General features: G+C 36.8%; 21 protein-coding genes. 18 read left to right on the top strand and 3 right to left on the bottom strand.

Annotated elements, in window-relative coordinates; genetic code table 11:
- The first annotated feature begins 33 nt into the window (after nt 1-33).
- From fabD to CLO1100_RS08525, 7 genes are all read left to right on the top strand, one after another.
- A complete protein-coding gene (gene fabD, locus CLO1100_RS08495) occupies nt 34-966 on the top strand; it encodes an ACP S-malonyltransferase (protein ID WP_014313347.1) in 933 nt (310 codons plus the stop codon).
- A 38-nt stretch (nt 967-1,004) separates the two neighbouring features.
- Nucleotides 1,005-1,742, top strand: coding sequence for a 3-oxoacyl-[acyl-carrier-protein] reductase (gene fabG, locus CLO1100_RS08500; protein WP_014313348.1), 738 nt, complete (start codon nt 1,005-1,007; stop codon nt 1,740-1,742).
- Nucleotides 1,743-1,859: 117 nt separating this feature from the next.
- A complete protein-coding gene (gene acpP / locus CLO1100_RS08505) occupies nt 1,860-2,087 on the top strand; it encodes an acyl carrier protein (protein ID WP_004620396.1) in 228 nt (75 codons plus the stop codon).
- 140 nt (nt 2,088-2,227) lie between these two features.
- Nucleotides 2,228-3,463: a beta-ketoacyl-ACP synthase II gene (gene fabF, locus CLO1100_RS08510; protein WP_014313349.1), complete on the top strand. Its 1,236-nt coding sequence runs from the start codon at nt 2,228-2,230 to the stop codon at nt 3,461-3,463.
- A 132-nt stretch (nt 3,464-3,595) separates the two neighbouring features.
- On the top strand, nt 3,596-4,306 hold the full coding sequence (gene rnc, locus CLO1100_RS08515) for a ribonuclease III (RefSeq protein WP_014313350.1): 711 nt from the start codon (nt 3,596-3,598) through the stop codon (nt 4,304-4,306).
- A 13-nt stretch (nt 4,307-4,319) separates the two neighbouring features.
- The gene (locus tag CLO1100_RS08520) at nt 4,320-5,336 is read left to right on the top strand and encodes a radical SAM protein (RefSeq protein ID WP_014313351.1); all 1,017 of its coding nucleotides are present in this window, start codon (nt 4,320-4,322) and stop codon (nt 5,334-5,336) included.
- Nucleotides 5,337-5,472: 136 nt separating this feature from the next.
- Entirely contained in the window at nt 5,473-5,733 is a 261-nt protein-coding gene (locus tag CLO1100_RS08525; protein ID WP_004620400.1) for a stage V sporulation protein S, read from the top strand.
- 46 nt (nt 5,734-5,779) lie between these two features.
- Here CLO1100_RS08525 and CLO1100_RS08530 read toward each other — a convergent pair whose 3' ends face one another.
- The 3 genes from CLO1100_RS08530 to CLO1100_RS08540 form a co-directional block, all read right to left on the bottom strand.
- Entirely contained in the window at nt 5,780-6,451 is a 672-nt protein-coding gene (locus tag CLO1100_RS08530) for a superoxide dismutase (protein ID WP_014313352.1), read from the bottom strand.
- Nucleotides 6,452-6,591: 140 nt separating this feature from the next.
- A complete protein-coding gene (locus CLO1100_RS08535; protein WP_014313353.1) occupies nt 6,592-7,161 on the bottom strand; it encodes a spore coat protein in 570 nt (189 codons plus the stop codon).
- Nucleotides 7,162-7,358: 197 nt separating this feature from the next.
- Nucleotides 7,359-7,775: a hypothetical protein gene (locus tag CLO1100_RS08540; RefSeq protein WP_014313354.1), complete on the bottom strand. Its 417-nt coding sequence runs from the start codon at nt 7,773-7,775 to the stop codon at nt 7,359-7,361.
- A gap of 228 nt (nt 7,776-8,003) precedes the next feature.
- Between CLO1100_RS08540 and CLO1100_RS08545 the strand changes: the two genes are divergently transcribed.
- The 11 genes from CLO1100_RS08545 (at nt 8,004) to CLO1100_RS08595 (ending at nt 26,345) form a co-directional block, all read left to right on the top strand.
- Complete coding sequence (locus CLO1100_RS08545) at nt 8,004-8,768, top strand: nitroreductase family protein (RefSeq protein WP_014313355.1); 765 nt, start codon at nt 8,004-8,006, stop codon at nt 8,766-8,768.
- On the top strand, nt 8,762-9,952 hold the full coding sequence (locus tag CLO1100_RS08550; RefSeq protein ID WP_014313356.1) for an aldo/keto reductase: 1,191 nt from the start codon (nt 8,762-8,764) through the stop codon (nt 9,950-9,952). Before CLO1100_RS08545 ends, CLO1100_RS08550 begins: the two co-directional genes overlap by 7 nt.
- 140 nt (nt 9,953-10,092) lie before the next feature.
- On the top strand, nt 10,093-13,665 hold the full coding sequence (gene smc / locus CLO1100_RS08555) for a chromosome segregation protein SMC (RefSeq protein WP_014313357.1): 3,573 nt from the start codon (nt 10,093-10,095) through the stop codon (nt 13,663-13,665).
- A gap of 83 nt (nt 13,666-13,748) precedes the next feature.
- On the top strand, nt 13,749-14,657 hold the full coding sequence (ftsY, locus tag CLO1100_RS08560) for a signal recognition particle-docking protein FtsY (RefSeq protein ID WP_014313358.1): 909 nt from the start codon (nt 13,749-13,751) through the stop codon (nt 14,655-14,657).
- A gap of 27 nt (nt 14,658-14,684) precedes the next feature.
- Nucleotides 14,685-17,516 carry a UPF0182 family protein gene (locus tag CLO1100_RS08565; RefSeq protein ID WP_014313359.1) on the top strand — a complete coding sequence of 944 codons (2,832 nt, stop codon included), beginning with the start codon at nt 14,685-14,687 and terminating at the stop codon, nt 17,514-17,516.
- Between the two features lie 255 nt (nt 17,517-17,771).
- Nucleotides 17,772-19,652 carry an APC family permease gene (locus CLO1100_RS08570; protein WP_014313360.1) on the top strand — a complete coding sequence of 627 codons (1,881 nt, stop codon included), beginning with the start codon at nt 17,772-17,774 and terminating at the stop codon, nt 19,650-19,652.
- A 53-nt stretch (nt 19,653-19,705) separates the two neighbouring features.
- The gene (locus CLO1100_RS08575; protein ID WP_014313361.1) at nt 19,706-20,683 is read left to right on the top strand and encodes an ROK family protein; all 978 of its coding nucleotides are present in this window, start codon (nt 19,706-19,708) and stop codon (nt 20,681-20,683) included.
- Nucleotides 20,684-20,709: 26 nt separating this feature from the next.
- On the top strand, nt 20,710-20,931 hold the full coding sequence (locus CLO1100_RS08580) for a YdbC family protein (protein WP_014313362.1): 222 nt from the start codon (nt 20,710-20,712) through the stop codon (nt 20,929-20,931).
- A 512-nt stretch (nt 20,932-21,443) separates the two neighbouring features.
- Nucleotides 21,444-23,756: an anaerobic ribonucleoside triphosphate reductase gene (locus CLO1100_RS08585; RefSeq protein ID WP_014313364.1), complete on the top strand. Its 2,313-nt coding sequence runs from the start codon at nt 21,444-21,446 to the stop codon at nt 23,754-23,756.
- Between the two features lie 68 nt (nt 23,757-23,824).
- Nucleotides 23,825-24,334, top strand: a complete 510-nt coding sequence (nrdG, locus tag CLO1100_RS08590) for an anaerobic ribonucleoside-triphosphate reductase activating protein (RefSeq protein ID WP_187288916.1) — start codon at nt 23,825-23,827, stop codon at nt 24,332-24,334.
- Between the two features lie 124 nt (nt 24,335-24,458).
- Nucleotides 24,459-26,345, top strand: a complete 1,887-nt coding sequence (locus CLO1100_RS08595) for a sulfatase-like hydrolase/transferase (protein WP_014313366.1) — start codon at nt 24,459-24,461, stop codon at nt 26,343-26,345.
- The last annotated feature ends 61 nt before the right edge of the window (nt 26,346-26,406 follow it).

Genomic DNA, 26,406 nt, shown 5'->3' on the forward strand with positions numbered 1-26,406 from the left:
GTATTATTCTTTATAATGAGTAGGAGGATTTATATGGGTAAAGTAGCTTTTTTATTTCCTGGGCAAGGTGCTCAGTACGTAGGAATGGGTAAGGAAATCGCAGACGAATATAACAGTGCCGGTAAAATATTTGACGAAGCAACAGAGGCATTGGGTTTTGATGTCAGGGAAATGATATTCAACAGTGATGATGAAACATTAAAGATAACTGAAAACACCCAGCCAACTATTGTTACTACCAGTATTGCCTGCATGCAGCCTCTTTTGGAAAAGGGTATCAAACCTGATTTTGTGGCCGGTTTGAGTCTTGGTGAATATGCTGCCCATGTTGCAGCAGGTACAATTAGCTTCAAGAACGCTGTTTCTCTTGTTAAAAAAAGAGGAAAGTATATGCAGGAGGCTGTACCTGTAGGAGTTGGAGCTATGGCAGCAATTATAGGACTTGAAAATAATGATGTAATAGAGTGTTGTAAAGAGGCATCACAAATAGGTATTGTTGAACCGGCTAATTTCAACTGCCCGGGTCAGATAGTCGTGGCAGGAGAAACTGCAGCTGTCGAAAAGGCAGCGGAGCTTTGCAAGGCTAAAGGAGCTAAGAGAGCAATGTTGCTGCCTGTCAGTGCACCATTCCACTGCAGTCTTTTAAAGCCTGCAGGAGAGAAACTTGCAGTTGAACTTGATAAGGTATCCTTGAATGACATAAAGATTCCTGTGGTAACAAATGTTACAGGTGATGCTGTTACAGATAAAGGTATGGTCAAGGATCTTTTAATAAGACAGGTTAGCACCTCCGTACTTTGGGAAAAATGTATAAGAACTATGCTTGCCGATGGTGTGGATACATTTGTAGAAATAGGCCCTGGAAAGGCTTTGAGCGGCTTTGTAAAGAAGATTGACAAAAACGTGACAGTAATAAATGTTGAGAATTTGGAAACCTTGAATAAAGCGTTTGAAGTACTGGCTTAAAATACTTAATAGTTGTTTGGTTTGGAGGTGTACACAAAATGCAATTTGAAGGGCGAACTGCTGTTATAACCGGGTCATCAAGAGGAATCGGAAAGGCCATTGCTGAAAAACTCGGTAAACTCGGAGCAAATGTTGTTCTCAACGGAACAACAGATAAAGTTCTGGACACGGCTAAAGATCTGGAAGCCATGGGAATAAAGGTTGCAGCAGTTGTAGGTGATATAAGGAATGCAGAAGATGTGAAGACCTTGATAAATACTGCGGTAAATACCTTCGGAGGTATTGATATTCTTATAAACAATGCAGGTATAACAAAGGATAAGCCAATGGCGATGATGTCAGAGGACGATTGGGACAGCGTACTTGATATTAATCTAAAGGGTGCTTTTCTTTGTACTAAAACTGCAGCAAAATTGATGCTGAAAAAAAAGTATGGCAGAATAGTTAACATCTCATCAGTTGCCGGTAATTACGGAAATCCGGGGCAGGCAAATTATTCAGCATCAAAAGCAGGACTTATCGGTTTGACAAAAACCACCGCAAAGGAATTTGCACCAAGAGGGATTATCTGTAATGTAGTGTGTCCGGGTGCAATTGTCAGTGATATGACGGAAATATTACCGGATGATTTAAAGAAGAAGTATATAGAAAAGATAGCACTCGGAAGGTTTGGGACGCCGGAAGAAGTAGCTAATGTTGTGGCTTTTCTAGCTTCTGAAGAAGCCGGTTATGTAACAGGGCAGGTTATAGATATTGACGGTGGATTAGTTATGTAATAATATTATGTTTGGATATGCCGGGTATTCGGCTATTCAACTTAATAATTATTAAATTGCATACCAAAGTTAAAAATGTATGCATTATAGAACCATCCTTTGGAAGGAGGTGAATGTATGGTTTTTGATAAAGTTAAAAAATTGATTGTTGAGCAGTTGGGTGTTGAAGAAGAAGATATAACTATGGAAGCTTCCTTCATAGATGATCTTGGAGCTGATTCTCTTGATATAGTAGAGCTTATAATGGCTCTTGAAGAGGAATTTGGTCTTGAGATACCTGATACCGAAGCAGAGAAGATCACAACAGTTAGTGATGTTGTTGAATACATCAAAAGTAATACTTAAAAAAGTCCCCAATAGGGGCTTTTTTAATATTATATGACCTAACATCAATTTTTCTAATGTCTTATAGACGTTTTGATATATAATCTAAAATTTCAGATCTTTGTATATTTTAAAAATTCACCTTTTGGAGGTTTATGAAAATGAAAAGACGTGTAGTTATAACAGGGGCTGGGGTAGTATCTTCACTTGGTTTTGGATTGGATCAATTTTGGGGTTCAATAAAAGAGGGAAGAAACGGTATCAGTGAAATAACCAGAATTGATGTTTCAGAAATGTCAACAAAGGTTGGTGCTGAGATTAAGGATTTTGATCCTACTTTATTTATTGATAAAAAAGAAGCCAGAAGAATGGATAGATACAATCAGTTTGCTATGGCTGCTTCAAAAATGGCGGTAGAAAATGCAAATCTTGATTTGGATTCTTTGAATAAAGATAGATGCGGTGTTATTGTTGGCTCCGGAATTGGCGGAATAGAAACGTTCGAAGAACAGCACAGCGTTCTTCTTAGCAAAGGACCGGGAAGAGTTAGTCCGTTTTTTATACCGATGATGATCTCAAATATGGCTTCCGGACGTATAGCTATTCAATACGGATTCATGGGTTTCAATGAATGTGTTGTAACAGCTTGTGCAACGTCTAATAATGCTATAGGTGATTCATTCAAGGTTATACAGCGTGGAGATGCTGATTTAATGCTGACCGGCGGTGCAGAAGCATCTTTGACATCTATCAGTTTTGCAGGCTTCTGTAATATGGGAGCAATGAGTAAAAACCCTGATCCTGCAACAGCCTCAAGACCTTTTGACAAGGACAGAGACGGGTTTGTTATGGGCGAAGGTGCCGGAGTTTTAGTACTGGAAGAACTTGAACATGCACTTAATAGAGGGGCAAACATACTGGCAGAAGTTGTTGGATACGGATGTACTTGTGACGCTTACCATATAACTGCTCCTCATCCGGAAGGATTAGGCGGTATAAAGAGTATGCAGATGGCAATTAATGATGCAGGCATAAAGCCTGAAGAAGTTAGCTACATCAATGCTCATGGAACTTCTACTCCTTTAAATGATCCAGGAGAAGTAAATGTTGTAAAAACAGTATTTGGCCATCATGCCGCTAATCTTGCAATGAGTTCAACCAAGTCAATGACAGGACACTTATTGGGTGCAGCAGGTGCGATTGAAGCAATAGTTACAGCAATGGCTATTCACGACAGCTTCCTGCCACCAACAATAAATGTTCAAAACCAGGATCCTGAATGTGATATTGATTGTGTACCAAATAAGGGAAGAGAAGGTGACATTAAATATGCACTTTCAAATGCACTTGGCTTTGGCGGTCACAATGCAACAATCTGTTTAAAGAAATATGAATAATTACAAAGTGTTGATGATATTAATATAAAAGTGTAAAATAACAGGTGGGGTTTTTCCCTCCTGTTATTTTTTTGAATATGACTAATTATTTGATAAATTGAATTAAGATTTGAGCGTTATTGGAGGACTATAATGGAACAAACCGATTATGATAATAGAATTTCTGAGCTTGAAAATATAATAGGACACAATTTTAAGAACAAAGACATTATATTTGCTGCTATTACTCACAGCTCATATGCAAATGAAAAGAAGGCAAAAAAGTTAAAATATAACGAGAGACTTGAATTTTTGGGAGATTCAGTTTTAGGTCTTACAATAAGCGAATATTTGTTCCAAAAAAGGCCAAACCTTCCGGAAGGAGAGTTATCCGTAACCAGAGCTAAAATTGTATGTGAAAATTCATTATCCCAATGTGCCACTGACATAAGCCTAGGAAAGTATCTTTTACTTGGAAAAGGGGAAGAACTGTCAGGAGGGAGAGAGAAAATTTCTTTGCTTTCAGATGCATTTGAGGCACTGATAGGAGCATTATATATTGACGGAGGGTTTGAAACCGCCAAAGCATTTGTATACAAATACATGGATAAAATCATAAAGTCATGTATTGAAGGAAAACTTTTTTACGATTATAAGACGCAGCTGCAGGAATTAGTTCAACAAAACGGCGAACAACAAATTTCTTATAGTGTTACCGACCAATTTGGCCCTGACCATAATAAGACATTTATTACGGAAGTAAAGATAAATGGTGCTACTCAAGGGCAGGGAAAAGGACACTCTAAAAAAGAAGCTGAACAAAATGCAGCAAAAGATGCCTTGAATAATCTAAAAACTAAATAAGGCTAAGGAGTGTTTGCAAATTAAGAAGCATATAGTAATTCCCATTTTCGTACCACACAAAGGTTGCCCATTTGATTGTATCTTCTGCAACCAGAAAATTATTAGCGGCCAAACAAATGAGGCCAGTGAAGAAGATATCCGCCGTACCATTGAAAGTCACTTGGAAACCAGCGGTAATGCTTTTGTAGAAATAGGTTTTTACGGCGGCAGTTTTACAGGGATATCACTAAAAGAGCAGGAATGGTATCTCAAGATTGGATATAGCTACATTAAGGACGGAAAAGTAAATCAAATAAGGCTTTCAACCAGACCTGACTATATAAGTTCAACGATTTTGGATTTACTTGAAATATACGGTGTAAAAACTATAGAATTAGGCGTTCAGAGCCTGGATTACGATGTTTTGAAATGCACCAACAGAGGACATGGCATTGAAGAAGTAAAAAATTCTGCAAAAATGATTAAGGACAGAGGCTTTTCGCTTGGTGTTCAAACAATGATAGGACTTCCCGGGGATACCAGATTAAAGGCAATTGCAACTGCCCAAAAGGTGGTGGAACTGTCCCCGGATATTGTACGCATTTATCCTACACTTGTAATTGAGAATACTTATTTGCAGAAGATGTATAACGATGGACTATATCAGCCTCTTACAATTGAAGAGGCGGTGGATATTTCCGCCGAACTGCTGGATATATATGAACAAAACAATATCAATGTTATAAGAATAGGCCTGCAACCCACAGATAATATCAGCGAATCCGGAGAGGTTGTTGCAGGGCCTTTTCATCCTGCTTTCAGACAGCTTGTGGAATCAAGGCTTACGCTTAAAAGAATTAAACAATATATAATTAATAATAAACTTGATAAATTACCTGAAATAATTATACAGTGCAATCCTAGGTATATTTCTAATGTAATAGGGCAGAAAAGGGTTAATATCAATACACTTAAAAACGAGTTTAATTTTAAAAATATTCAGATTATGGAGAAGCTTAATGTCGAAAAATTCGAAATTATAGGAACATAAATAAATAAACAAAATTTTTTAAAAAATTTTAAATGTAAAAAGCAGGAATTCGATGAAATATATAGAATAGATATAAATACAATTATATTTTATTTTTTTGCTTTTTTTAAAGCATTTTTTTAGGAGGATGTATAATATGGAAGTACTAAAGGTTTCAGCTAATTCACAACCCAAATCAGTTGCTGGAGCATTGGCTGCAGTTTTGAGGGACAACAATTATGCAGAGATTCAGGCAGTAGGAGCCGGAGCAGTAAATCAGGCAGTCAAGGCAATAGCAATAACAAGAGGTTTTGTAGCACCAAATGGAATTGACCTTGTGGCAGTTCCTGCATTTGCTGAAGTAAATATCGATGGAGAAGAAAGAACAGCTATAAAATTCTACATACAACCTCGATAATTCAGTTTATTGAAATTAAAGGCTCGCTTATATAGCGGGCCTTTTTTTATGGGTTTTTATAACTCATTGTATTTATTGTAGTTAAGGGTATTTGACCGTTTGAGGCAAAAATCAGCCTGTTTTCCACCTCATTCCAGTTTACGATTCCCCACCATGAATCTATAAACTTTTTCCGTTCGTTCTGATAGTCAAGGTAATATGCATGTTCCCAAACATCACAAACCAAAATCGGGATACCTCCCCATTGAGTATGGTTCTGGTGCTTTTCAGCCTGAAGGATTTCAAGTCTTCTCCATGCAGGCTGCCAAATAAGGATAGCCCATCCTGAACCTTCCACTTTTTCAGCTGCATTTGTAAATTGTTCCTTAAAGGCACCAAAATTACCAAAATAGTTATTAATATAATTAATGGTTTGCATACCGGGATTCCCTCCCATACCGGGTGGTGCCATAATAGTCCAGAAAATACTATGCAGAATATGCCCTGACCCATTAAACGCCAACTCGTTTGCCCAGTACTTTATATATTCAAAGTCATTTTTCCTTCTTGCATCCGCAAGACTGATTTCTGCTTTGTTTAATCCGTCTACGTAGGCTTTGTGGTGCTTATCATGGTGAATTCGTAATGTTCTTTGACTTATAACCGGCTCAAGAGCATTATAAGAGTATGGTAGAGGAGGCAATTGATGTTGTCCTGTCGGAATATAATTATAGTTCATAATACATGTACTCCAAATAATATGCTAATACTAATATATTATTTTCTATTAGAAAAATGTGATAAATAAAAACAGATATAGTAAAAATAGCTTACTTAAGGATATTTTATTAACCTTTTGTAAGCTATTGTAAAATGTAATTAGTGTACTGTTTCAAAAGTGCTCTGTTCAACTGTGTTATACATACTCCCAAGCTTCTCCATGGTTTCAGCGGGAGCGGCTTCGAGGGGATAATAGCCTTTTTGAACCATCCATTGCCATATATCATACGCATGGTGTGAACTCATTTTAAATGCGTCTTCTAAGAACATTCTGATTTCAGGATTACTTACTTCCATTGCAGCCCAGGCATATTCTCTACCTGCACGCTTTAGTGTAAGCAGGTAGGCTGTTGCAATTTCACGGTCATTCAGTTCCTGTACATCAGTTCTTGGAGTAACAGGAACAGGGGTGGTTTCTGAACTGGTGTAATTCTGAATAATATTTGTTATTGGGGGAATAGGCAAGCCGGTTTTTGCTCCGGAGGTTCTGCTCAGGTATTCCACCTTTGTATTGTAATCTTTAATATGATACGGTAAATGCTTTTGAATCAAAGATTTTAGTTCATTGTCCTGTACTGAATTTAGAAATAAGGCCATGTTTGTAATTGAATTTACACAGCTTGTAGTTAGTTCTCTAAGATCATTTACTTCATGAGAAGCTAATTGCATATTTATTCCTCCTAAGTGATTATTTTTTACTCAGAATCGTGTCTCACTACATATTCTATTTTTACCTCAGTTTTCACAATTATTCGAAGTTAAATTTGCGATATAAAAAACAGGCAGCCTTTGTGAATTAAAGGCTACCTGTCTTGCTCGTGAAAAAATGTAGTATTAATAGATGCAGAGATTAACTTTATTACTGATTAAAAACCGCTGAAACCAAACGGAAAGAATGGACGGCGTCTTCTCCTTAATAATTCCCTAAGCAAGAGAATTGTTATGAGATCGCGTCTGAAACGTCTTCTGCCTCCGCCAAATCCATCGAATACGAATTGTCTGTTTTCACACCCTTCAAAATCCTGATAGTCCATATCAACATCTGCACCAACCCTATTGTCGATATCATCGACCATGGAGTCCATCATTTGACGGCTTGGATTAAACATGGGTCCGTATTGTGCACACATTCTATCGCACATACGTCCAACTTCAGGCATTATAATATGGTAGCATCTGGGGAACATGGCCTGTAGCTGATCTTGAGGCATCTCCATCATGGGTGAAAATTGGCTGGGAACATTCATCATTTGCATATAATCATTACAATTAAAATTTTGCATAATTCCTCCTCTAAAAAAATAATTCCATAGTATTTTATGCACTTTTCTTTCACTTGGTTACATTTTGAGATATTATGTAAATTGAATCGGGAAATAACAGTCCTTTTTTATTGACACTCTAAAATCAGAAATATATACTGAAAACTATAAATATACTAATTTAGGCTGAATTATACGGATACAGATGAATAGAACTTTTATTTATTCAATAAATTGGAGGCAGGTTGTATGATTAACGAAGAACTCTACAAAACGATTTTTACCAGAAAATCTATTAGAAAATATGATATGATACCCCTGACGGATCAAAAGCTAATAGAAATAAAGAACTTTGCTGATAATGTTAAGCAACTGATACCAAGTATAAAGTGTGAATTTTCTTTTCTTACCGATGACAAAGTAAAAAATATACTGCCTATAAAGGCGCCGCATTATATTTTAATTTACTCAGAAAAAAAAGAGGGGTATTTATTGAATGCAGGTTTCATGCTTCAGCAGGTTGACTTGTTTCTTTCATCAGTAAACTTAGGAAGCTGCTGGTTGGGTATGGCAAAGCCTTCTAAAGAAGTTCCGGCTTTACAAAACGGTCTGGAATTTGTTATTATGCTTGCCTTCGGCAATACGCAGGAGAAGCTACACAGGGCTGATAATTCTGAATTTAAACGGAAGGGCATTTCAGAAATAACATCAATTAACGGAGCAGACCAATTGCTGGAAGCGGCCAGACTTGCACCGTCGGCATCCAACTCTCAGCCATGGTATTTTAGCGGTAATACAAATGAAATCATTGTTTGCCGTGAAAAGTTGAATTTATTGAAAGCTCCTATTTATAATAAAATGAATCAGATAGATACGGGGATTGCTTTATGCCATTTATGGCTTTCAATTGAGCATCAGGGTAGAACAGCCTGTTTTGATTATACAAATTCAAATGCCCCGAAAGGATATGAATTTATGTTGAAAGTTAAAGTTGAGGGAGATACATCATGTTAACAAGAATAAATCAAAAAAACGGAGAAGAACTGTCTATTCTGGGATTCGGGTGTATGAGGTTTCCAACCAGAGCAGGAGGAATTGACGAACCAAGAGCAATAGGGATGATACACAATGCTATAGAAAAAGGTGTAAACTATTTCGATACAGCTTATATTTATCACGGAGGAAAAAGTGAAAGTCTCTTGGGAAAGGCTTTGACCGGAGGCTACCGTGAAAGGGTCAAAATAGCTACAAAATTACCCCCATTTATGGTAAAAAATCTTGATAATGCAAAGAAAATATTCAATACTCAATTGGAGCGCCTTCAAACTGACTATATTGACTATTATCTGCTTCACATGCTGACAGACAAAGCGGGCTTCGACAGACTTGCAGATATGGGTGTATTGACGTGGATGGAAGAGCTTAAAGCAAAAGGTACAATAAAAAATATTGGTTTTTCCTTTCACGGAGCTAAAAATGAATTCGAACAGATTCTGAGGGCATACCCCTGGGAATTCTGTCAGATACAATATAATTACATGGATGAAAATAATCAGGCCACAAAGGACGGATTAATTCTTGCGAATGAGATGGGAATACCTGTAATTGTCATGGAGCCGTTAAGGGGAGGGAAACTGGTTACAAACCTGCCGGAAGACGTAAAAAAGGCATTCGCAGAATGCAAACGTGACAGGTCTCCGGCAGAATGGGCCTTGAGGTGGATTTGGAATCATCCGCAAGTAAATGTGATTTTATCGGGAATGAGTGATGAGGCTCAGGTTGAGGACAATATAAGAATAGCCTCGAATTCACATGCCAATTCCCTTACGGATGAAGAACTTGTTGTCTTTGATAATGTCAAAAGGATATTGCATGAAAGAACAAAAATACCTTGTACTGCTTGTGGTTACTGTATGCCATGTCCTGCAGGAGTTGACATACCCGGTTGTTTTTCCCACTATAACGATAAGTATCTTATTAAGGATAAGGGAATAAGATTTCAATATTACAGAAACTTAGGAGCGGTTGCAGCACAGCCTTCCTATGCTTCCCAGTGTAAAGACTGCGGAAAATGTGAAAGCCACTGTCCCCAAAAAATAAGTATAAGGTCTGAACTAAAAACCGTAAGTAAGGAAATGGAAAGTATACTTTATAAAGCAGGAATAGCAATTGCAAGGAAAGTTATGAAAATTAAATAAAAATGTTAACCTTCCAATAAATCACAAAGTATGCTAGAATTATTGAATATTAAGTCATTTCTTTTATAGAAATGACTTAATATTTATATGACATAAACAAAAGAAAAATTACTACGCTTAATCAATTACAGGGGTGCGGCATGTACTTAAGAAAACTTGAAATACAAGGATTTAAATCATTTGCAGATAAAATATCACTTGATTTTAATAGCGGTATAACGGCAGTTGTAGGACCAAACGGCAGCGGAAAAAGCAATATCGGCGATGCTGTTAGGTGGGTACTCGGTGAACAGAGTGCAAAAACATTAAGAGGAAGCAAGATGGAGGACGTAATTTTTGCGGGTACTGAACACAGAAAGCCGGTTGGTTTTGCGGAGGTATCGTTGACTATTGATAATGACGATAATTATCTTCCGGTGTCCTACAGTGAAGTAACCATTACAAGAAGAGTATACCGTTCGGGAGAAAGTGAATATTACATAAATAAGACATCCTGTCGTCTTAAAGATATACATGAACTGTTTCTTGATACAGGAATAGGCAGGGACGGATATTCAATAATCGGACAGGGTAGAGTTGATGAAATACTGAGTACCAAATCGGAAGACAGAAGGCTTATATTTGAAGAGGCCTCAGGTATAATGAAATATAAAGTAAGAAAACAGGATGCAGAGAGGAAGCTTGACCTTACTGAGCAAAACCTTGTACGCATAACTGATATTATAAATGAACTTGAGTCTCAATTGGAGCCTTTAAGAGAACAGTCTGAGGCAGCCAAAAAATATCTTACCTTACGTGAAAGCCTTAAAGAGCTTGAAGTTAATGTCTACCTTAATAATATAGATAAGTTAAAGGAAAAAATAAAAGAGTATGAGAACCAATTTAAAGATATAAGAGATAATATAGAGGCAGAAGAGAGAAGACTGAGGAGTATTACTACTCAAAATCAACAAAAGACTGAACTCCTTAAAAATCTTGATGAGCAGATAACAGAAGCAAGAGGGAAGTTCTATATTATTGAAGCGAATCTTGAAAAGAACAGTTCTGAGGTTAAGCTCAAAAATGAAAAAATAAACAGCCTTGACGGGAACATTGTTCGATTAAACGAAGAAACCTCAGAAATCAGCTCAAAACTGGAATTATTAAACACAGAAGAGAAGAACCGCCAGAAAAAAATAGAATACTTAAATGGCCAGTATAATGATTTTTCCAAAAAACTTGAAAAATATCAGTCTGAACTTGACGGGATTCTGTCAACTCTGGATGAAAGCGAACGACATATTGAAATGCTTAAATCCGGTATTATGGACAAGCTTGATATTCAATCTGACAAAAGGACTCAGATAAACAATATAAAAAATCATATAGAAAACATGAGAAAAAGGCAAAACTCTATTGGCACAGAAATTTACTCCTTGAAGCTTGAAAAAGACAAGGACAATATGAAAAAAGAGGACTTGATTGAGAGTATAAGAAATACTTCCACTCTTATAAAACATTCGAGTGAAAAAATAAATGAATTGAATAACGAGAAGACAGAACTCAAAGGAACTCTGTCTGAACTGGAAAAACAGCATGGGATTATAAGAACCGATATACAGGTAAAAACCTCCAGACACAAGATGCTTAAAGATATGGAAAACAGTATGGAGGGATACAGCAGAAGTGTAAAGGAAGTAATGACAGCCTGCAAGCAATCACCTGACCTGGGCAAAGGGATACACGGTACAATTGCACAGTTGGTAGAAGTAGATAAGAAATATGAAACAGCTATAGAAATGACTCTTGGAAGTGCCTTGCAGAATATAGTTACGTCATCCGAAGATGCCGCAAAGAAAGCCATAGAATTCCTAAAAAGGAATAGGGTGGGAAGAGCTACCTTTCTGCCGATTACATCTGTAAAAGGAAAACGTCTTGACGATAATACTTTACGCAGATTGGAAAACTGTCAGGGCTTTTGTGGTGTTGCTTCAGACCTTGTAACCAGCGATCCGGCATACAACGGAATAGTTTTAAACCTGTTGGGCAGGGTTGTAGTGACAGAAAATTTGGATAGTGGAATCAGCATAGCCAGAAAATTCGGCTATACCTTTAGAATTGTAACTCTGGAAGGGGATATATTAAGCACAAGCGGGTCAATGTCCGGAGGAAGCAGCGACCATAGGAGTTCCGGAATACTAAGTAGAAGCAGAGAAATTTCAGAATTGGAGAACATAATAGAAGGACTAAAAAAAGATGAAATTAAGTATGGTGTTAAGATAAACGATGTTAGGCAAATGTTGTTGGAGATAGATACTGAATTCAATGAGCATAACAATAAGCTCAGGGATAACGAGCTTATTAAAACCAGAGACGAGAATCACCTGCAGATGATTGAGGACAATTTAAAAAAGACAGACGCCAAAATCGGCATGCTTATAAATGAGAAGGATCAAATGGCAAAGCAGGAACAGGAAACATTATTGGAACAGCAAAAATATGAGGCTGAGCTTGAAGCCATAGAAACCGACATATCCGAAACAAAGTCGATAATTGCTGAGCATCAGGAGAAATTCAAGGCAGATCAGACAGTTAGAGATGATTTACATCAGGAGATAACTGATTTTAAGATATCTGTAAATTCAATAACGGAGAGTATACAGAGTGTAACAGAGAATCTTGACAGAATAAAAGGAGAAAGAGAGGCTTTAACCAGAAGTCATACACGGAAACAGGAAGAAATAAACAAAGCAAACACTGAAATTGAATTATTAAAGCAGGAGATAAACGGTCTGGACAACTCAACCAGAAAACTTCAGGATGAAAAGACAGGGAAAACCTTGGAGATTGACAGGCTGGTTGAAGAGAAAAAAGTGTTGGAGGAAGAATCAACCGACTTTATTGAAAAATTAAATGCAACCAACAAGACAATTCATCTCCTGCACGAAGAATATAACAGAATTGACATAAAAAAAGCCAAAGCAGAAGCAGAAATGAAATCAATTCAGGACAGAATGTGGGATGAATATGAGCTTACCTATAGTAATGCTGTTGAGCTTAAAAAAGAAATAGAAAACATATCTGAAGCCCAAAGGAATATATCCGAATACAGGGCGCAGATAAAGGCCCTTGGTCCTGTAAACGTATCGTCCATAGATGAATACATTAAGACAAAAGAACGTTTTGAATTCATGTCTGTTCAGAAGAATGATATGGAGCAGGCTAAAGATAAGCTTCATAAAATCATATATGAGATGGTGCAGGTAATGAAAAAGCAGTTTGTTGAACAGTTCAAGCTTATAAATGAAAACTTTGGAATAGTATATAAGGAGCTGTTCGGAGGAGGAAGAGCTGAACTTATAATTTCTGATGAGGACAATGTTCTTGAAAGCGGTATAGAAATTGAGGTTCAGCCCCCGGGAAAGAAACTCCAGAATATGATGCTATTATCGGGTGGAGAACGTGCATTTACAGCAATAGCATTGTTATTTGCAATACTAAGGCTGAAACCTACACCATTCTGCCTACTTGATGAGATAGAGGCTGCGTTGGATGATGCAAATGTATACAGGTTCGGAGAGTACCTGAAAAAATATTCTCAAAACACTCAGTTTATAATGGTTACACATCGTAAGGGAACAATGGAGTCAGCTGATACCATGTATGGAGTAACCATGCAGGAGCATGGTGTATCCAAGGTTGTGTCAATGAAAATGGGTGAAATGGCAAGTTAAACAAAAATAAAAATTGTTTTTAAAAGACATTTATATAGTAAGAGAGTACATTATAATATAAAAATATCTTACGGAGGCTGCAAATGGGATTTTTTGATAAACTTAAAGAAGGACTTCAAAAAACACGTAAAAGTATAACTGAAAAAATAGACCAGGTACTTGTATCTTTTGGAAAGGTAGACGAAGAACTTTTTGATGAACTTGAGGAGATATTGATTACTTCTGACATTGGAATTGAAACAACAATGCGGGTTATAGAGGACTTGAAGGAAAAAGTTAAAGAAAGGAAGATAATCGACCCAAAGGAGGTAAAAGGCCTGCTCAAGGAGACACTTAAAGAGATACTGGAAAAGGGCGGTAATGAAATGAAGCTCAATACAAAACCGTCTGTCATTATAGTAATAGGAGTAAATGGAGTTGGAAAAACAACCTCTATAGGCAAAATTGCAAATCTGTATAAAAGTCAGGGTAAAAAAGTTTTATTAGCAGCAGGAGATACCTTCAGAGCTGCTGCCATTGATCAGCTGGAGGTATGGGCACAAAGAGTTGGTACTGAGATAATAATGCAAAAGGAGGGTTCGGACCCGGCAGCTGTTATATTTGATGCTGTTCAGGCTGCAAAATCCAGAAATGCAGACCTTTTGATATGCGATACTGCAGGCAGGCTTCACACCAAAAAGAATCTTATGGAAGAGCTTAAAAAGGTTTCAAGGGTACTTGACAGGGAACTTCCGGGAGCAGACAAGGAAACACTTCTGGTGCTTGACGCAACTACAGGTCAGAATGCCATATCACAGGCCAAAACTTTCAGCGAAACTTCTGATATTACTGGAATAGTATTAACAAAATTGGATGGAACCGCTAAAGGAGGAATAGTTGTAGCCATAAAATCTGAGCTTGATATACCTGTAAAATTAATCGGTGTAGGAGAACAGCTGGATGACTTGCAGAAATTTGACGCAGAGGAATTTGTAGAAGCCTTGTTTTCATAGAAAATGAATGTGAAGGGAGAAGAATAAATGGAAGAAGTATACGATTACTACAAAGAAAAGGATAAGAGGCAAAAAAGCGGAAAAGGCCGTAAAGGAAAAATTACAGCTTTGATAGTTTTTGCACTAATAGTAGTTGCTGCAATAATAGGAAGCTCTATATACATGGAGCTGATTCAGCTCAAGGAGTTAAACCCAAATGCTGATTACACTACCGTATATACAAAAAACCTCTTATACAAGACGGTATTCTTTATAATAAGTTTTGTGTTTATCACTTTATTTGTATTTATTACAAACAAAGTGATGGGGAAAAATCTTAAAAAGTACTTTACAAACAATAACCTTGAGCAGAGGAAATTGATTAATGCTCCTGTTGCGTTGGTAATAGGTATAATTGGAGCATTTCTCACCAAGGAGTTCTTTTTTAATAAGGCTCTTCTGTTTCTCAATTCAGCAAATTTTGGTATAAAAGATCCTCAATTCGGACAGGACATAGGCTATTACATGTTTCAGAGGCCTTTTTATATGTCCCTGTTTAATTTTATATCTAATTTGTGGCTGTTCCTTGTATTTTATACAGCTGCATACTATTTAATTGTCCTGATGGCAGCTTTAAACAGCACTCTATCTACTAAAGACCTCAAGGATAAAACTATTTTAAGACACAATCTCATAAATATAGCAATATTCTTTGTGCTTAAAACTATTTCCTTCAAGTTTCAAAGGGAATCGCTGCTTTTTTCAAACTTTACAAATAAGAATATAACAGGTGCTGGCTACGTTGATACAAATATATGGATCAAGTACTATACAATAGCTCCCGTAATTGTTCTTGTAATTGTTTTATTGACAGGTTTCTTCATGTGGAAGGGTAAGTTAAAAAAGTCAGCTGTTGTAATTGCAGCTTTCCCAGCATTATTTATTTTACTTACTTTAGTTTCAACAATAATACAAAATGCTATTGTAGGACCAAATGAAATTGAATTTGAAGATAAATATTTGAAAAATAATATGACTGAAACCAGGACGGCTTTTGGGCTGGATAAAATTCAACCCTACGATTTCAGCAAAATAGATGAACTGACCCCTGAAATAATAAACAATAACAGAAACACCGTGGACAATATACGTGTAGTTGACTATACACCTACTTTGAACAGCAACAAACAGCTCCAGAGTAATACGAATTTTTACACCTTCCATAACGGAGATATTTTAAACTACACAGTTAACGGTAAAGAAATACCTGTACTGATTTCTGCCAGAGAAATAAACTCGAATTATCTCAGGAATCAGAACTTTGTAAATAAAACCTTTAAATATACACATGGTTATGGTGTTGTTGTAAATCCTATAAATAAGTTGACAGCACAGGGGCAGGTAGATTTTTTAATAAGCGGACTTAAAATGGATACTGTTGACAAGGTTAACCTGAAGGTTACCGAGCCAAGGATTTACTACGGACAGCTAACAAACAATTACGTAATAGTAAACCCAAAGAGTGCCGGGAAGCTTTCAGAAATAGACTATGATGGAACGACATTCAGTTATTTTGATGAACAAGGAAACAAGTATGAAAAAATCAAAATGAATCTATTGAACAGGATACTGTTTTCAATAAAATATGCCGATACTAACCTTCTGGTTTCCAGCAATATATCATCTAACTCTAAAATTCTACTCAATAGAAATGTTGTAGAGAGGGCCCAGAAAGGAATACCATTTTTAAAAGTTGATTCTGACCCTGCACTGAACATAACTGCTGACGGAAAGCTTGTATGGGTTCTGGATGCTTATAGCATATCCAACAACTATCCGTATTCACAATATTATTATACTCAATCTGAGGACGATGACCTTCAAGCACTTAACGGTATCAATTATATAAGAAATTCCGTAAAAATAACCGTTGATGCCTATGACGGGACAGTGAAGTATTACGTTATAGACAAGGAAGACCCTATAATAAAAGCTTATCAAAGTGTATATCCGGGACTTTTTGCTAAAGATGAATTTCCTCAGGACCTTGCATCCCATGTAAGGTATCCAGAAACGCTTTTCAAGCTTCAAACAGAGGTACTTAAGAAATACCATCTAGACCCCAAAAAGGAAGATAATATATCAATCTTCTATACAGGACAGGACGAATGGAATATTGCAAAATACCCTGATCCAAATAACGAAAGCGGTGCAAGGGATATTGATGCATACTATAATATGGTGAAACTCCCCGGGGATATCGGCAAAAATGAGGAACTTATTCTTATGAGGCCTTTCACACCTTCAGGGGAGAAGCACAACATGGTATCATGGCTGGCAGTTCGTAATGATATGGCAAACTATGGAAAAATGATACTGTTTAACTTCCCTAAAAATACTAATATTCTTGGTCCTGACCAGTTTGAGGTAAATATAAATCAAATTAGTGAAATATCAGAGGATATGACACTGTGGGGGCAGGGTGGATCAAGGGTATTCAAGGGAAGCCTTCTTGTAATACCTATAGAAAACAGCATTTTATATGTGGAACCAATATATATACAGGCAAACAGTGCTTCATCCATCCCACAGGTTAAAAGGGTGGTAGTCGGATACCAACAGGGAGCAGATTTCAAGCATGGTATAGGAGATAACCTTGATAGTGCCATAAACAATCTGTTTGGAGGCAATGTAAAGCCTGCCGATAAACCTGAACCTAATAATCAAAACCAGCAGGACGAGGACAATACAACGGCTCCTCCAGCGGATGAATCACAAAGTTTAGATAGACAAAAGCTGGATGAATTGCAACAAAAGCTGGATCAACTTATGAAACAATCTCAGGAAATTAATGATCTTTTAAAAAGCTTGAGAAACTAAGAATAGTTAAGGATTATGGGAATAGTTTCCTTAAATGGAGCTATTCCCATTTTTGTTGTAGAAAAATGTTGCTAAATTATAAAAAATGTATATAATACTATGTTATGCAGCAGGATATTATTTATTAAATTTGCTATTGAAAATTGCTTAGAAAAGTATTAGAATACAATAAGCGTTTTGCCATAATATTCCTTGCGACAAAATGCAGAAAAAGCAAATAATAAAAACTAAATAACTTAAAATGGTGGGGCATTTATGTTTAAAAAAGTAAGAAGAATATTGGTCGGCAAACCGTTGAAAAATGAAGCATTGAAAGATCAAAAAATGGGAGTTCTCTGGGGTCTTCCGATTTTGTCCAGCGATGCTATTTCGTCGGTAGCCTATGCGGGTCAGGAAGTTCTGATGGTTTTGATACCTGCTGTGGGTATGCTGGCATTCAGACAGTTGTCGTATATATCTATTGCAATTATATGTCTGCTTATGATACTGATGTTGTCATACAGACAGGTTATTGACAGTTATCCAAATGGAGGCGGGGCATATGTAGTTGCTAAGGAGAACCTGGGAATTCTTGCAGGTGTTACAGCCGGTGCTGCATTGTCTGTCGACTATGTAATGACTGTAGCAGTAAGTATTTCTTCAGGAGTTGAACAATTTACAACTGCGTTTAAGGGCTTTAAGCCTTATTCGGTTATCATAGCAGTTGCCATGGTAATTTTGCTTATGATAGGTAATTTAAGAGGAATAAGAGAGTCTTCGAGAGTTTTTGGTATTCCTGCTTATGCATTTATAATAGGTATGGTTGTTATGATAGCTGCCGGTTTCGCAAAGGTAGCGGGAGGATATGTTCCGCCACCGGCACAGGATATGCCTGACATTGTTAAACCTTTGACACTAATGTTGGTGCTGACTGCTTTCTCAAATGGTTGTGCGGCTGTTACAGGCGTTGAGGCAGTGAGTAATGCAGTACCAAACTTCAAGAATCCAAGTACAAAGTATGCTAAAAGAGTCCTGTTTCTTTTGTCCATGGTTATTCTTGTTTTATTCGGGGGAAGTTCTATTATAGCAAATATATACCATGTTAATCCTTCTCATGGTAATGCAATGCTCGTAATGATAGCAGGTGAAATTTTCCACAATACCAAGTTTGATTTTATGTTTTATTATATAACTGCTACTACATTTATCATACTTGTTCTTGCAGCTAATACGGCTTATTCGGGTTTCCCGATGCTGATATCAATTATGGCAAAAGACGGATATGCTCCAAGACAGCTCAGTATGAGAGGTGACAGACTGAGTTATGATAATGGAATAATTTTGTTGTCCGTACTTGCAAGCGCCTTAATGATTGTATTTAAGGCAGATGTTTCAAAGTTGATAGGACTTTATGCAATAGGTGTATTTATCTCCTTCACACTGTCTCAAACGGGTATGTTCATTAAGTGGAAGAAGAGTAAAGAAAAGGGCTGGAAGCACAAAGCTATAATCAACGGAACAGGAGCAGTTGTATCGGGTATTGTTGTTATAATCATTGCCTTTACTAAGTTCAGGGAAGGCGCATGGCTGGTTGTAATACTTATTCCGATTCTTATATTGTTAATTTTTAAGGTAAAGAAGCACTATGAAGCTGTTATGAGACAGTTGAGGCTCAAGCCTGAAGAAATTGCTAACTTTGATATAAATAAGGCTGTTTACAGGAACAGAGTTATTGTTCCAATAGAAAGTATTAACAGGTCAAGCCTGAGAGCCCTTCGATATGCAAAAACAATATCGGACAATATAACTGCTTTTAGTGTGGTCATTGATGAAGCAGATGCGAAAAAAATAAAAGAAAAATATAATGCACTAAATATGGATATTCCTATAGTTGTCAAATATTCGCCTTTCAGAAAAGTTGTTGATCCGATGCTGAAATTTATTGAGTCGGCTGAGTATGACTATCAGAACGGTGATATGATAACGGTTATACTTCCACAATTTGCAGTTAAGAAATGGTGGCATAGATTCCTGCACAACAATACCAGATATTATGTTGAAAAGGAACTTTTAAAGCATAAGCATATAGTTGTATCAGTTATGCCATTACAATTAAGGGACGATGATTTTGTCCTTAACAGTCATAAATATGATTGATTAGCATGTTATATAGAAATAAATAATATCATTATATAAATGAGGCGTGTTAAATGAAATATACTATTGGTATTGAATTGGGAGTCAAAAATATCGTTGCAGGTATACTTGATAAAAATGGTAAATTAATTCGCAGAGATACTGTACCCACGAATAAAGACAGAGAATTTCAAGAAATAATTAAGGATGTTTGTGCATTAATAAGAAAGATAACTGCAGATGAGGATATTGAAATAAAAAATATAAAATATATAGGAGTAGGATGTCCCGGGGTAACCGATAATAAGAGGGGCATTGTTTTAAAAAACTACTCGCTAAATTTCACAAATGCCCATGTCAGGAATGAGATTCAGAAGCACATAAACCTTCCTGTTTTTGTTGAAAATGATGCAAACTGTGTAGCTATAGCTGAATATCTGCTTGGTGCCGCATACGGTACTGAAAGTTCACTTACTATTAAAGTAGGAGTGGGTATCGGCGGAGGAATTATTATTGACGGAAGTATATATAACGGATTTAACTTCGGTGGGACAGAGTTCGGTCATATGGTTATAGAGTATAACGGAAGGCCGTGCAGCTGTGGCAGAAAAGGTTGTTGGGAGCAGTATGTGTCGGGATCTTCACTTATTAATCAAACCAAACAACTGGCAGCAGAAAATCCGGATTCCATTTTAGGAAAAATGGTTATGAACAATGTTGCACAGATAACTGAATTAACAATATTCGAAGCTGCCAAGGCAGGTGATGAAAAGGCCAAAAAACTGTGCTCTGAATTCGTTGAGTATTTTGCTGAGGGATTAACAAACATTGTAAATATATTAATGCCTGAAGTTGTAATAATCGCAGGGCCTATAAGTAAGCTAGGAAATGCGATTGTAAACCCATTGGTTGAGCTTTTGAAAGACAGAATATATTCAAAAGAGCTTAATCTTCCGGAATTTAAAATGGCTGAAATGGGTAATGCAGGTATTGTAGTAGGTGCGGCAATGTTAGGGTCTTTTAAGGACGAAAAACTTGATGACTTGGTATAATATAAATTTTGGGAGGATTGTTATTTATGGCTGAAATAAAGTTTGAAATAACCGAAAATATTGGTACCCTGTCAGAGTCAGGCAAAGGATGGTACAAGGAACTGAATTTGGTCAGCTGGAATGATCGAGACCCAAAGTATGATATCAGGGATTGGTCTCCAGATCACGAAAAGATGGGCAAGGGCGTCACACTCACAAAAGAAGAATTGGTAGAACTTAAAAAACTTTTAAACAGTTTGGATATATAAGTTTGGACATATAGTAGTTCGGGAGTAATAGAGCAAATAAAAGCATAATAACCCGTAAAAACCTATTTTAAGCAGGTTTAGGTATGTCGGATTTTTACGGCATAGAGGTTGTTATGCTTATTTTATTTGCTATTTTTTACCTAAAATCTTTAATAGTCAAAAATCAAAACAAAAAACGATAAAGGTAGAAAATAAATCTTAATTAAGGCATACAGTCTCAAATTTAGATACATCAAAATAATAACTTGTTGACACAATATCTTGAGAGTGATAGTATAATTGCACCAACATATTGTTAAAAGTGATGAATATATACATATTCAAAATATAAAATTATTTAGACATAACGGCGTAAACAAATGTCCCAAGCTACTGCCAGGTTGGCTTGTGGTCAGACTTATTGTGCGATTTGATCTGCACATTTTTATTTGTGCGCATATTTTGCTTTTTGGCAAAAGGCAAATAATTTAATATACTGCAAAAGAAAAAATTTGAGAAGGGTGGCTAGCCACATGATAACCAAAATCAGAAAGCGTGACGGAAGAGAAGTACCATTTAACATTGAAAAAATTGCTAATGCTATTTTTAAGGCAGCTAGTGCTACCGGAGGTAAGGATTACAGGACGGCAATGGAATTGGCAGAAAGGGTTGTTGATTTCATTGAATCAAGTCTTGACAGAAGGGTACCCAGTGTTGAAGAAATACAGGATGCAGTAGAAAAAGTGTTAATTGAAACAGGCCATGCAAAAACAGCTAAGGAGTTCATTTTGTACAGGGCCGACAGAACAAAGGTACGTGAAATGAACACACGCTTGATGAAGGTTTATGAGGAGCTTACCTTTAAAGACGCAAAAGATAATGACTTAAAACGTGAAAACGCAAATATAGACAGTGATACTGCTATGGGAACAATGCTTAAATATGGTTCGGAGGGTGCAAAACAATTCTACGAAATGTATGTGCTTAAACCGGAGCATGCACAAGCACATAACAATGCAGATATACATATACACGACTTGGATTTTTTGACATTGACTACTACCTGCTGTCAGATAGATATTCAGAAGCTGTTCAGAGGTGGTTTCAGTACCGGACATGGATACCTGAGAGAACCAAATGATATCAGTAGCTATTCAGCTTTGGCTTGTATTGCAATCCAGTCAAATCAGAATGATCAGCATGGGGGTCAGAGTATTCCGAATTTTGATTATGGAATGTCAATGGGCGTTGCAAAGACTTTTGAAAAGGGATATAAACAGAATTTGAAAAAATCATTGGAATTACTAATTGGAAATGATTTTTCAAATGAGATTGCAGAAGCCCGTGAAGAAATATATAAAGAATTCGGTATAAGGCCGGCATTAAATAGAATGGAAGCATATATTAAAGCAGAAAAGAAAATTCTGTTGAAATATATTCCGGACGAATCCTTGCTTGAAAAGGCTCAGACTTTTGCAGTAAAGAAAACTGAAGAAGAGACTGACAGAATAACTTATCAGGCAATGGAAGCATTTGTTCATAACCTTAACACAATGCATAGCAGAGCAGGAGCACAAACACCTTTCAGTTCCATAAATTACGGAACCGACACTTCTCCTGAAGGAAGGCTTGTGGTAAAAAATCTTTTACTGGCTACCGAAGAAGGCCTTGGAAACGGTGAAACTCCCATATTTCCCATACATATATTCAAGGTGAAGGACGGAATAAACTATAAGGAAAGCGACCCCAACTATGATCTTTTCAAGCTGGCCTGCCGTGTCAGCGCAAAGAGATTGTTCCCTAACTTTTCCTTTATTGATGCTCCATATAACCTAAGATATTACAAGGATGGAGAGCCCAATACGGAGATTGCATACATGGGTTGCAGAACCAGAGTTATCGGAAATACATACGATCCGGACAGGGAAGTAATATTCGGTAGGGGTAATCTGAGTTTTACAACTATAAATTTACCTAGAATAGCCCTCAGAAGTAATAAGAATCTTAATATTTTCTTTGAAGAATTGGATAAGAAAATTGATTTGGTAACTGACCAACTTTACGAAAGATATCTTATCCAAGCAAAGAAAAAGGTTAAAAATTTTCCTTTCCTAATGGGACAGGGCGTATGGATTGATTCTGAAAACCTCAACTGGGAAGATGAAGTTGGGGAAGTATTAAAGCATGGAACACTTACAATGGGCTTTATTGGCTTGGCAGAGTGCCTCAAGGCATTAATCGGAAGACACCATGGCGAATCCGAACAAGCACAGAATCTTGGCCTTGAAATCGTAGGTTATATGAGAAAGAGGATGGACGAAGCAAGTGAGAAATACAATATGAATTTTTCTCTTATTGCAACTCCGGCAGAGGGTACGTCCGGCAGATTTGTAAAGTATGATAAAAATGTATTCGGTAATATAGATGGTGTAACAGATAAAGAATACTATACGAACAGCTTCCATGTGCCTGTTTATTATAAGATAAATGCAATGGACAAGATTAAAACTGAAGCTCCTTACCATGAGTTAACTAATGGAGGACATATAACCTATGTTGAAGTTGATGGTGATCCGCTGAACAATCTTGAGGCCTTTGAAAAGATAATAAGGGCAATGAAAGAGTCAGGAATAGGTTACGGATCAATAAACCACCCTGTTGACAGAGACCCTGTATGCGGTTATACGGGAATAATAGGCGATACATGTCCTAGGTGTGGAAGAGAAGAAGACGACGATAGGCATTTTGAAAGGATCAGGCGTATTACCGGGTATCTTGTGGGAACACTTGATCGGTTTAATGATGCTAAAAAAGCCGAGGTACGAGACAGAGTCAAACATATGTAATTAATTCAATAATAGTGTAAAATATGCCAAATGCCAGTTCATTTGGCATATTTATTGTGGTGATAAAAATGAGTAAACAGATAAGAATATCAGGAATAATCAATGAATCTATTGTTGACGGCCCGGGAATACGAATGGTAATTTTTGCACAAGGCTGTCGACATAATTGTAAGGGTTGTCACAATCCTCAAACTCATTCCTTTGATGGTGGTGAACTTATTGAGATTGAAGGAATAGTGGAGAAAATACGTAAAAATCCACTCTTGGACGGAGTCACATTCAGCGGTGGAGAGCCCTTCGAACAGGCAGATACTTTTGCGGTCCTTGCAAAGGAAATTAAAGAACTCGGACTCAACGTTATGGTTTATTCAGGGTACACATTTGAACAGTTAATTGAGAATTCAAACTACAGAAAAGGCTGGATGGAACTTCTTAATAATACAAAAATACTGGTTGACGGGCCCTTTATACAGGAACAAAAGGATCTTCTACTTAAATTCAGAGGTTCAGCAAACCAACGTATTATTGATATTGAAAAAAGTTTGGCAAGTGGTAATATAGAGCTTGCAGATTTGTAAATAAAATTATGGAATAATGGGGCTATTTACAAAGACAATTATTAGACCTAAAATAATATAGGTAAACGTGGAACGGTAGGTTGAATAACGTATTTATTTGTGCTTTCCGGGAATGGAGTTAATAATGGTAAATTTATTTTCGGCTAAATCCAAAAAAAAGATTGAATTGGGATATATTTGGACTTTTCTCTTAATAGCTGTTTTTACAGTGTTTTTAACAGTAACTGGCTTTCTACTTCAGCCAAATGATTTTCATACTATAGCGGCTAATGTACTCAAACATCCTTCTTTATTTATACTTAACGGGTTTCCTGTTTTTGCAGGCATATTGTTTTTTTACCTTGTATTCAATAATGTGTTTTTTTCAGTTTCACTGGTTTCGACTGTGTTCCATGTAGCATCTCTAATTAACCGCTTTAAGATTATTTTCAGAGACGATCCCTTTGTACCCCAGGATGTGTTTCTTGGTGCTGAGGCGGCTAATATAATGTCAGATACAAAGATGAAGCTGGATGTTACTTTAATTTCGTTAGTACTGTTTTTTTCTTTAGCCATGTTGGTTTTAGGAGTATTTATAAAGTTTAAAAAGATCAAAGTACCCATCAAAATAGCAGGATGTGTTGCTATTTTGGGGATAGCAATTTTATCAAATAGCTATGTCTATAGCTCCAGAAAAATATACGACAGAATGCCGTCTAAGTCGAAAGCGTATGTAGCAGGTGTCTTTAATGATGTTGGTTTCAATTACTGTTTTTTGTACAATATGAGCGCATATAAGATGGAAGTACCTGAAAACTACAGTAAGTCTGCTGCAGAAAAGCTGGTTAAAAAATATACAAAAAGTAAAGCTATCCCGAAAGTGAAGGCGAGTGTGATAATCGTTATGAATGAAGCCTTTTCCGATATAAGCTTGGATAAAGCATTCAAGTTTAGCTCTGACGATGATCCTCTCAAAAATTTCAAGGTTATAAGTAAGGAAAAGAATTCGGTGTCGGGACATCTGGTAGTGCCGAATTTCGGCGGCGGAACAGCAAATACCGAATTTGATGTAATGACGGGAATGCAGACATTAAACCTAAATACAGTACCTACTTCGTCTTTCAGACTTATTCACAGGAATATAAAATCCATAGCCGGATTATTCGGCGGTGATTCATATAAAAAATATTTTATGCATCCCGGTGACAGTTGGTTTTATAACAGGGCAAACGTATATAGATTCCTTGGCGTGGAAAACCAGACATTTATAGATCAATTCAAAAAGCCGGAGGACTTAAAGGGTTCGTTGATATCAGATAAAGCAGCAGGTAAAAAAATAATCAGTCTGTACGAAAAAAATACTGACTCCGGAAAAAATCCGGTATTTAATTACAATGTAACTATTCAGAACCATATGCCATATACGTCGAACAAGTACAATGGCTTAAAGGTCAAAGAAGTGCCTACAGACAAACAACTTTCTCCTCAGGCCAAGACCCTCTTATCAAATTATTTTGAGGGAGTAAGGGATGAGGACAAGCTGCTTAAAACTCTCACTGATTACTTCAGAAATAGACAGGAGCCTGTTATCCTTGTATTTTTCGGAGATCACAAGCCTTCATTGGGAGACAGTTACCTTGCGTACAAGGAAGCAGGTATTGATATAAATGAAAGTGGAACAATTGAACAGGCCATGAACAGCCGTGAAGTACCATATATTATTTGGGCAAATGAAAGTGCAGGCAATAGTTTAGATTTTGCAAGTTCTGCCCGAAACCTTGGTTTGCCCGAGGATAATACAATTAGTGCCAACTATCTCGGAGCAATTGTTCTACAATTAATAGGTTATGACGGATATGATCCTTATTTTGATTTCCTGAATGAATTGAGAAAGGAACTTCCGGTTATAACCAGATACAACTTTAAAACAAAGAACGGTTATACTGATAAGCTCACAGAGAAACAGCAGGCTATGGTGCAAGACCTCAGAATATGGCAGTATTACAGGATGACCAGTGATAAAGCAGACTAGAATAAATAAGCTATCAATATAAAAAAGCAAAATGAGCACAATGGCTCATTTTGCTTTTTTA

It is taken from the genome of Clostridium sp. BNL1100, assembly GCF_000244875.1.
Taxonomy (GTDB): Bacteria; Bacillota; Clostridia; order Acetivibrionales; family DSM-1351; genus Ruminiclostridium.

Coding starts and splice junctions, on each gene's coding strand:
- fabD (WP_014313347.1), top strand. CDS start 34: ATGGGTAAAGTAGCTTTTTTATTTCCTGGGCAAGGTGCTCAGTACGTA.
- fabG (WP_014313348.1), top strand. CDS start 1,005: ATGCAATTTGAAGGGCGAACTGCTGTTATAACCGGGTCATCAAGAGGA.
- acpP (WP_004620396.1), top strand. CDS start 1,860: ATGGTTTTTGATAAAGTTAAAAAATTGATTGTTGAGCAGTTGGGTGTT.
- fabF (WP_014313349.1), top strand. CDS start 2,228: ATGAAAAGACGTGTAGTTATAACAGGGGCTGGGGTAGTATCTTCACTT.
- rnc (WP_014313350.1), top strand. CDS start 3,596: ATGGAACAAACCGATTATGATAATAGAATTTCTGAGCTTGAAAATATA.
- CLO1100_RS08525 (WP_004620400.1), top strand. CDS start 5,473: ATGGAAGTACTAAAGGTTTCAGCTAATTCACAACCCAAATCAGTTGCT.
- CLO1100_RS08530 (WP_014313352.1), bottom strand. CDS start 6,451: ATGAACTATAATTATATTCCGACAGGACAACATCAATTGCCTCCTCTA.
- CLO1100_RS08535 (WP_014313353.1), bottom strand. CDS start 7,161: ATGCAATTAGCTTCTCATGAAGTAAATGATCTTAGAGAACTAACTACA.
- CLO1100_RS08540 (WP_014313354.1), bottom strand. CDS start 7,775: ATGCAAAATTTTAATTGTAATGATTATATGCAAATGATGAATGTTCCC.
- CLO1100_RS08545 (WP_014313355.1), top strand. CDS start 8,004: ATGATTAACGAAGAACTCTACAAAACGATTTTTACCAGAAAATCTATT.
- CLO1100_RS08550 (WP_014313356.1), top strand. CDS start 8,762: ATGTTAACAAGAATAAATCAAAAAAACGGAGAAGAACTGTCTATTCTG.
- smc (WP_014313357.1), top strand. CDS start 10,093: ATGTACTTAAGAAAACTTGAAATACAAGGATTTAAATCATTTGCAGAT.
- ftsY (WP_014313358.1), top strand. CDS start 13,749: ATGGGATTTTTTGATAAACTTAAAGAAGGACTTCAAAAAACACGTAAA.
- CLO1100_RS08565 (WP_014313359.1), top strand. CDS start 14,685: ATGGAAGAAGTATACGATTACTACAAAGAAAAGGATAAGAGGCAAAAA.
- CLO1100_RS08570 (WP_014313360.1), top strand. CDS start 17,772: ATGTTTAAAAAAGTAAGAAGAATATTGGTCGGCAAACCGTTGAAAAAT.
- CLO1100_RS08575 (WP_014313361.1), top strand. CDS start 19,706: ATGAAATATACTATTGGTATTGAATTGGGAGTCAAAAATATCGTTGCA.
- CLO1100_RS08580 (WP_014313362.1), top strand. CDS start 20,710: ATGGCTGAAATAAAGTTTGAAATAACCGAAAATATTGGTACCCTGTCA.
- CLO1100_RS08585 (WP_014313364.1), top strand. CDS start 21,444: ATGATAACCAAAATCAGAAAGCGTGACGGAAGAGAAGTACCATTTAAC.
- nrdG (WP_187288916.1), top strand. CDS start 23,825: ATGAGTAAACAGATAAGAATATCAGGAATAATCAATGAATCTATTGTT.
- CLO1100_RS08595 (WP_014313366.1), top strand. CDS start 24,459: ATGGTAAATTTATTTTCGGCTAAATCCAAAAAAAAGATTGAATTGGGA.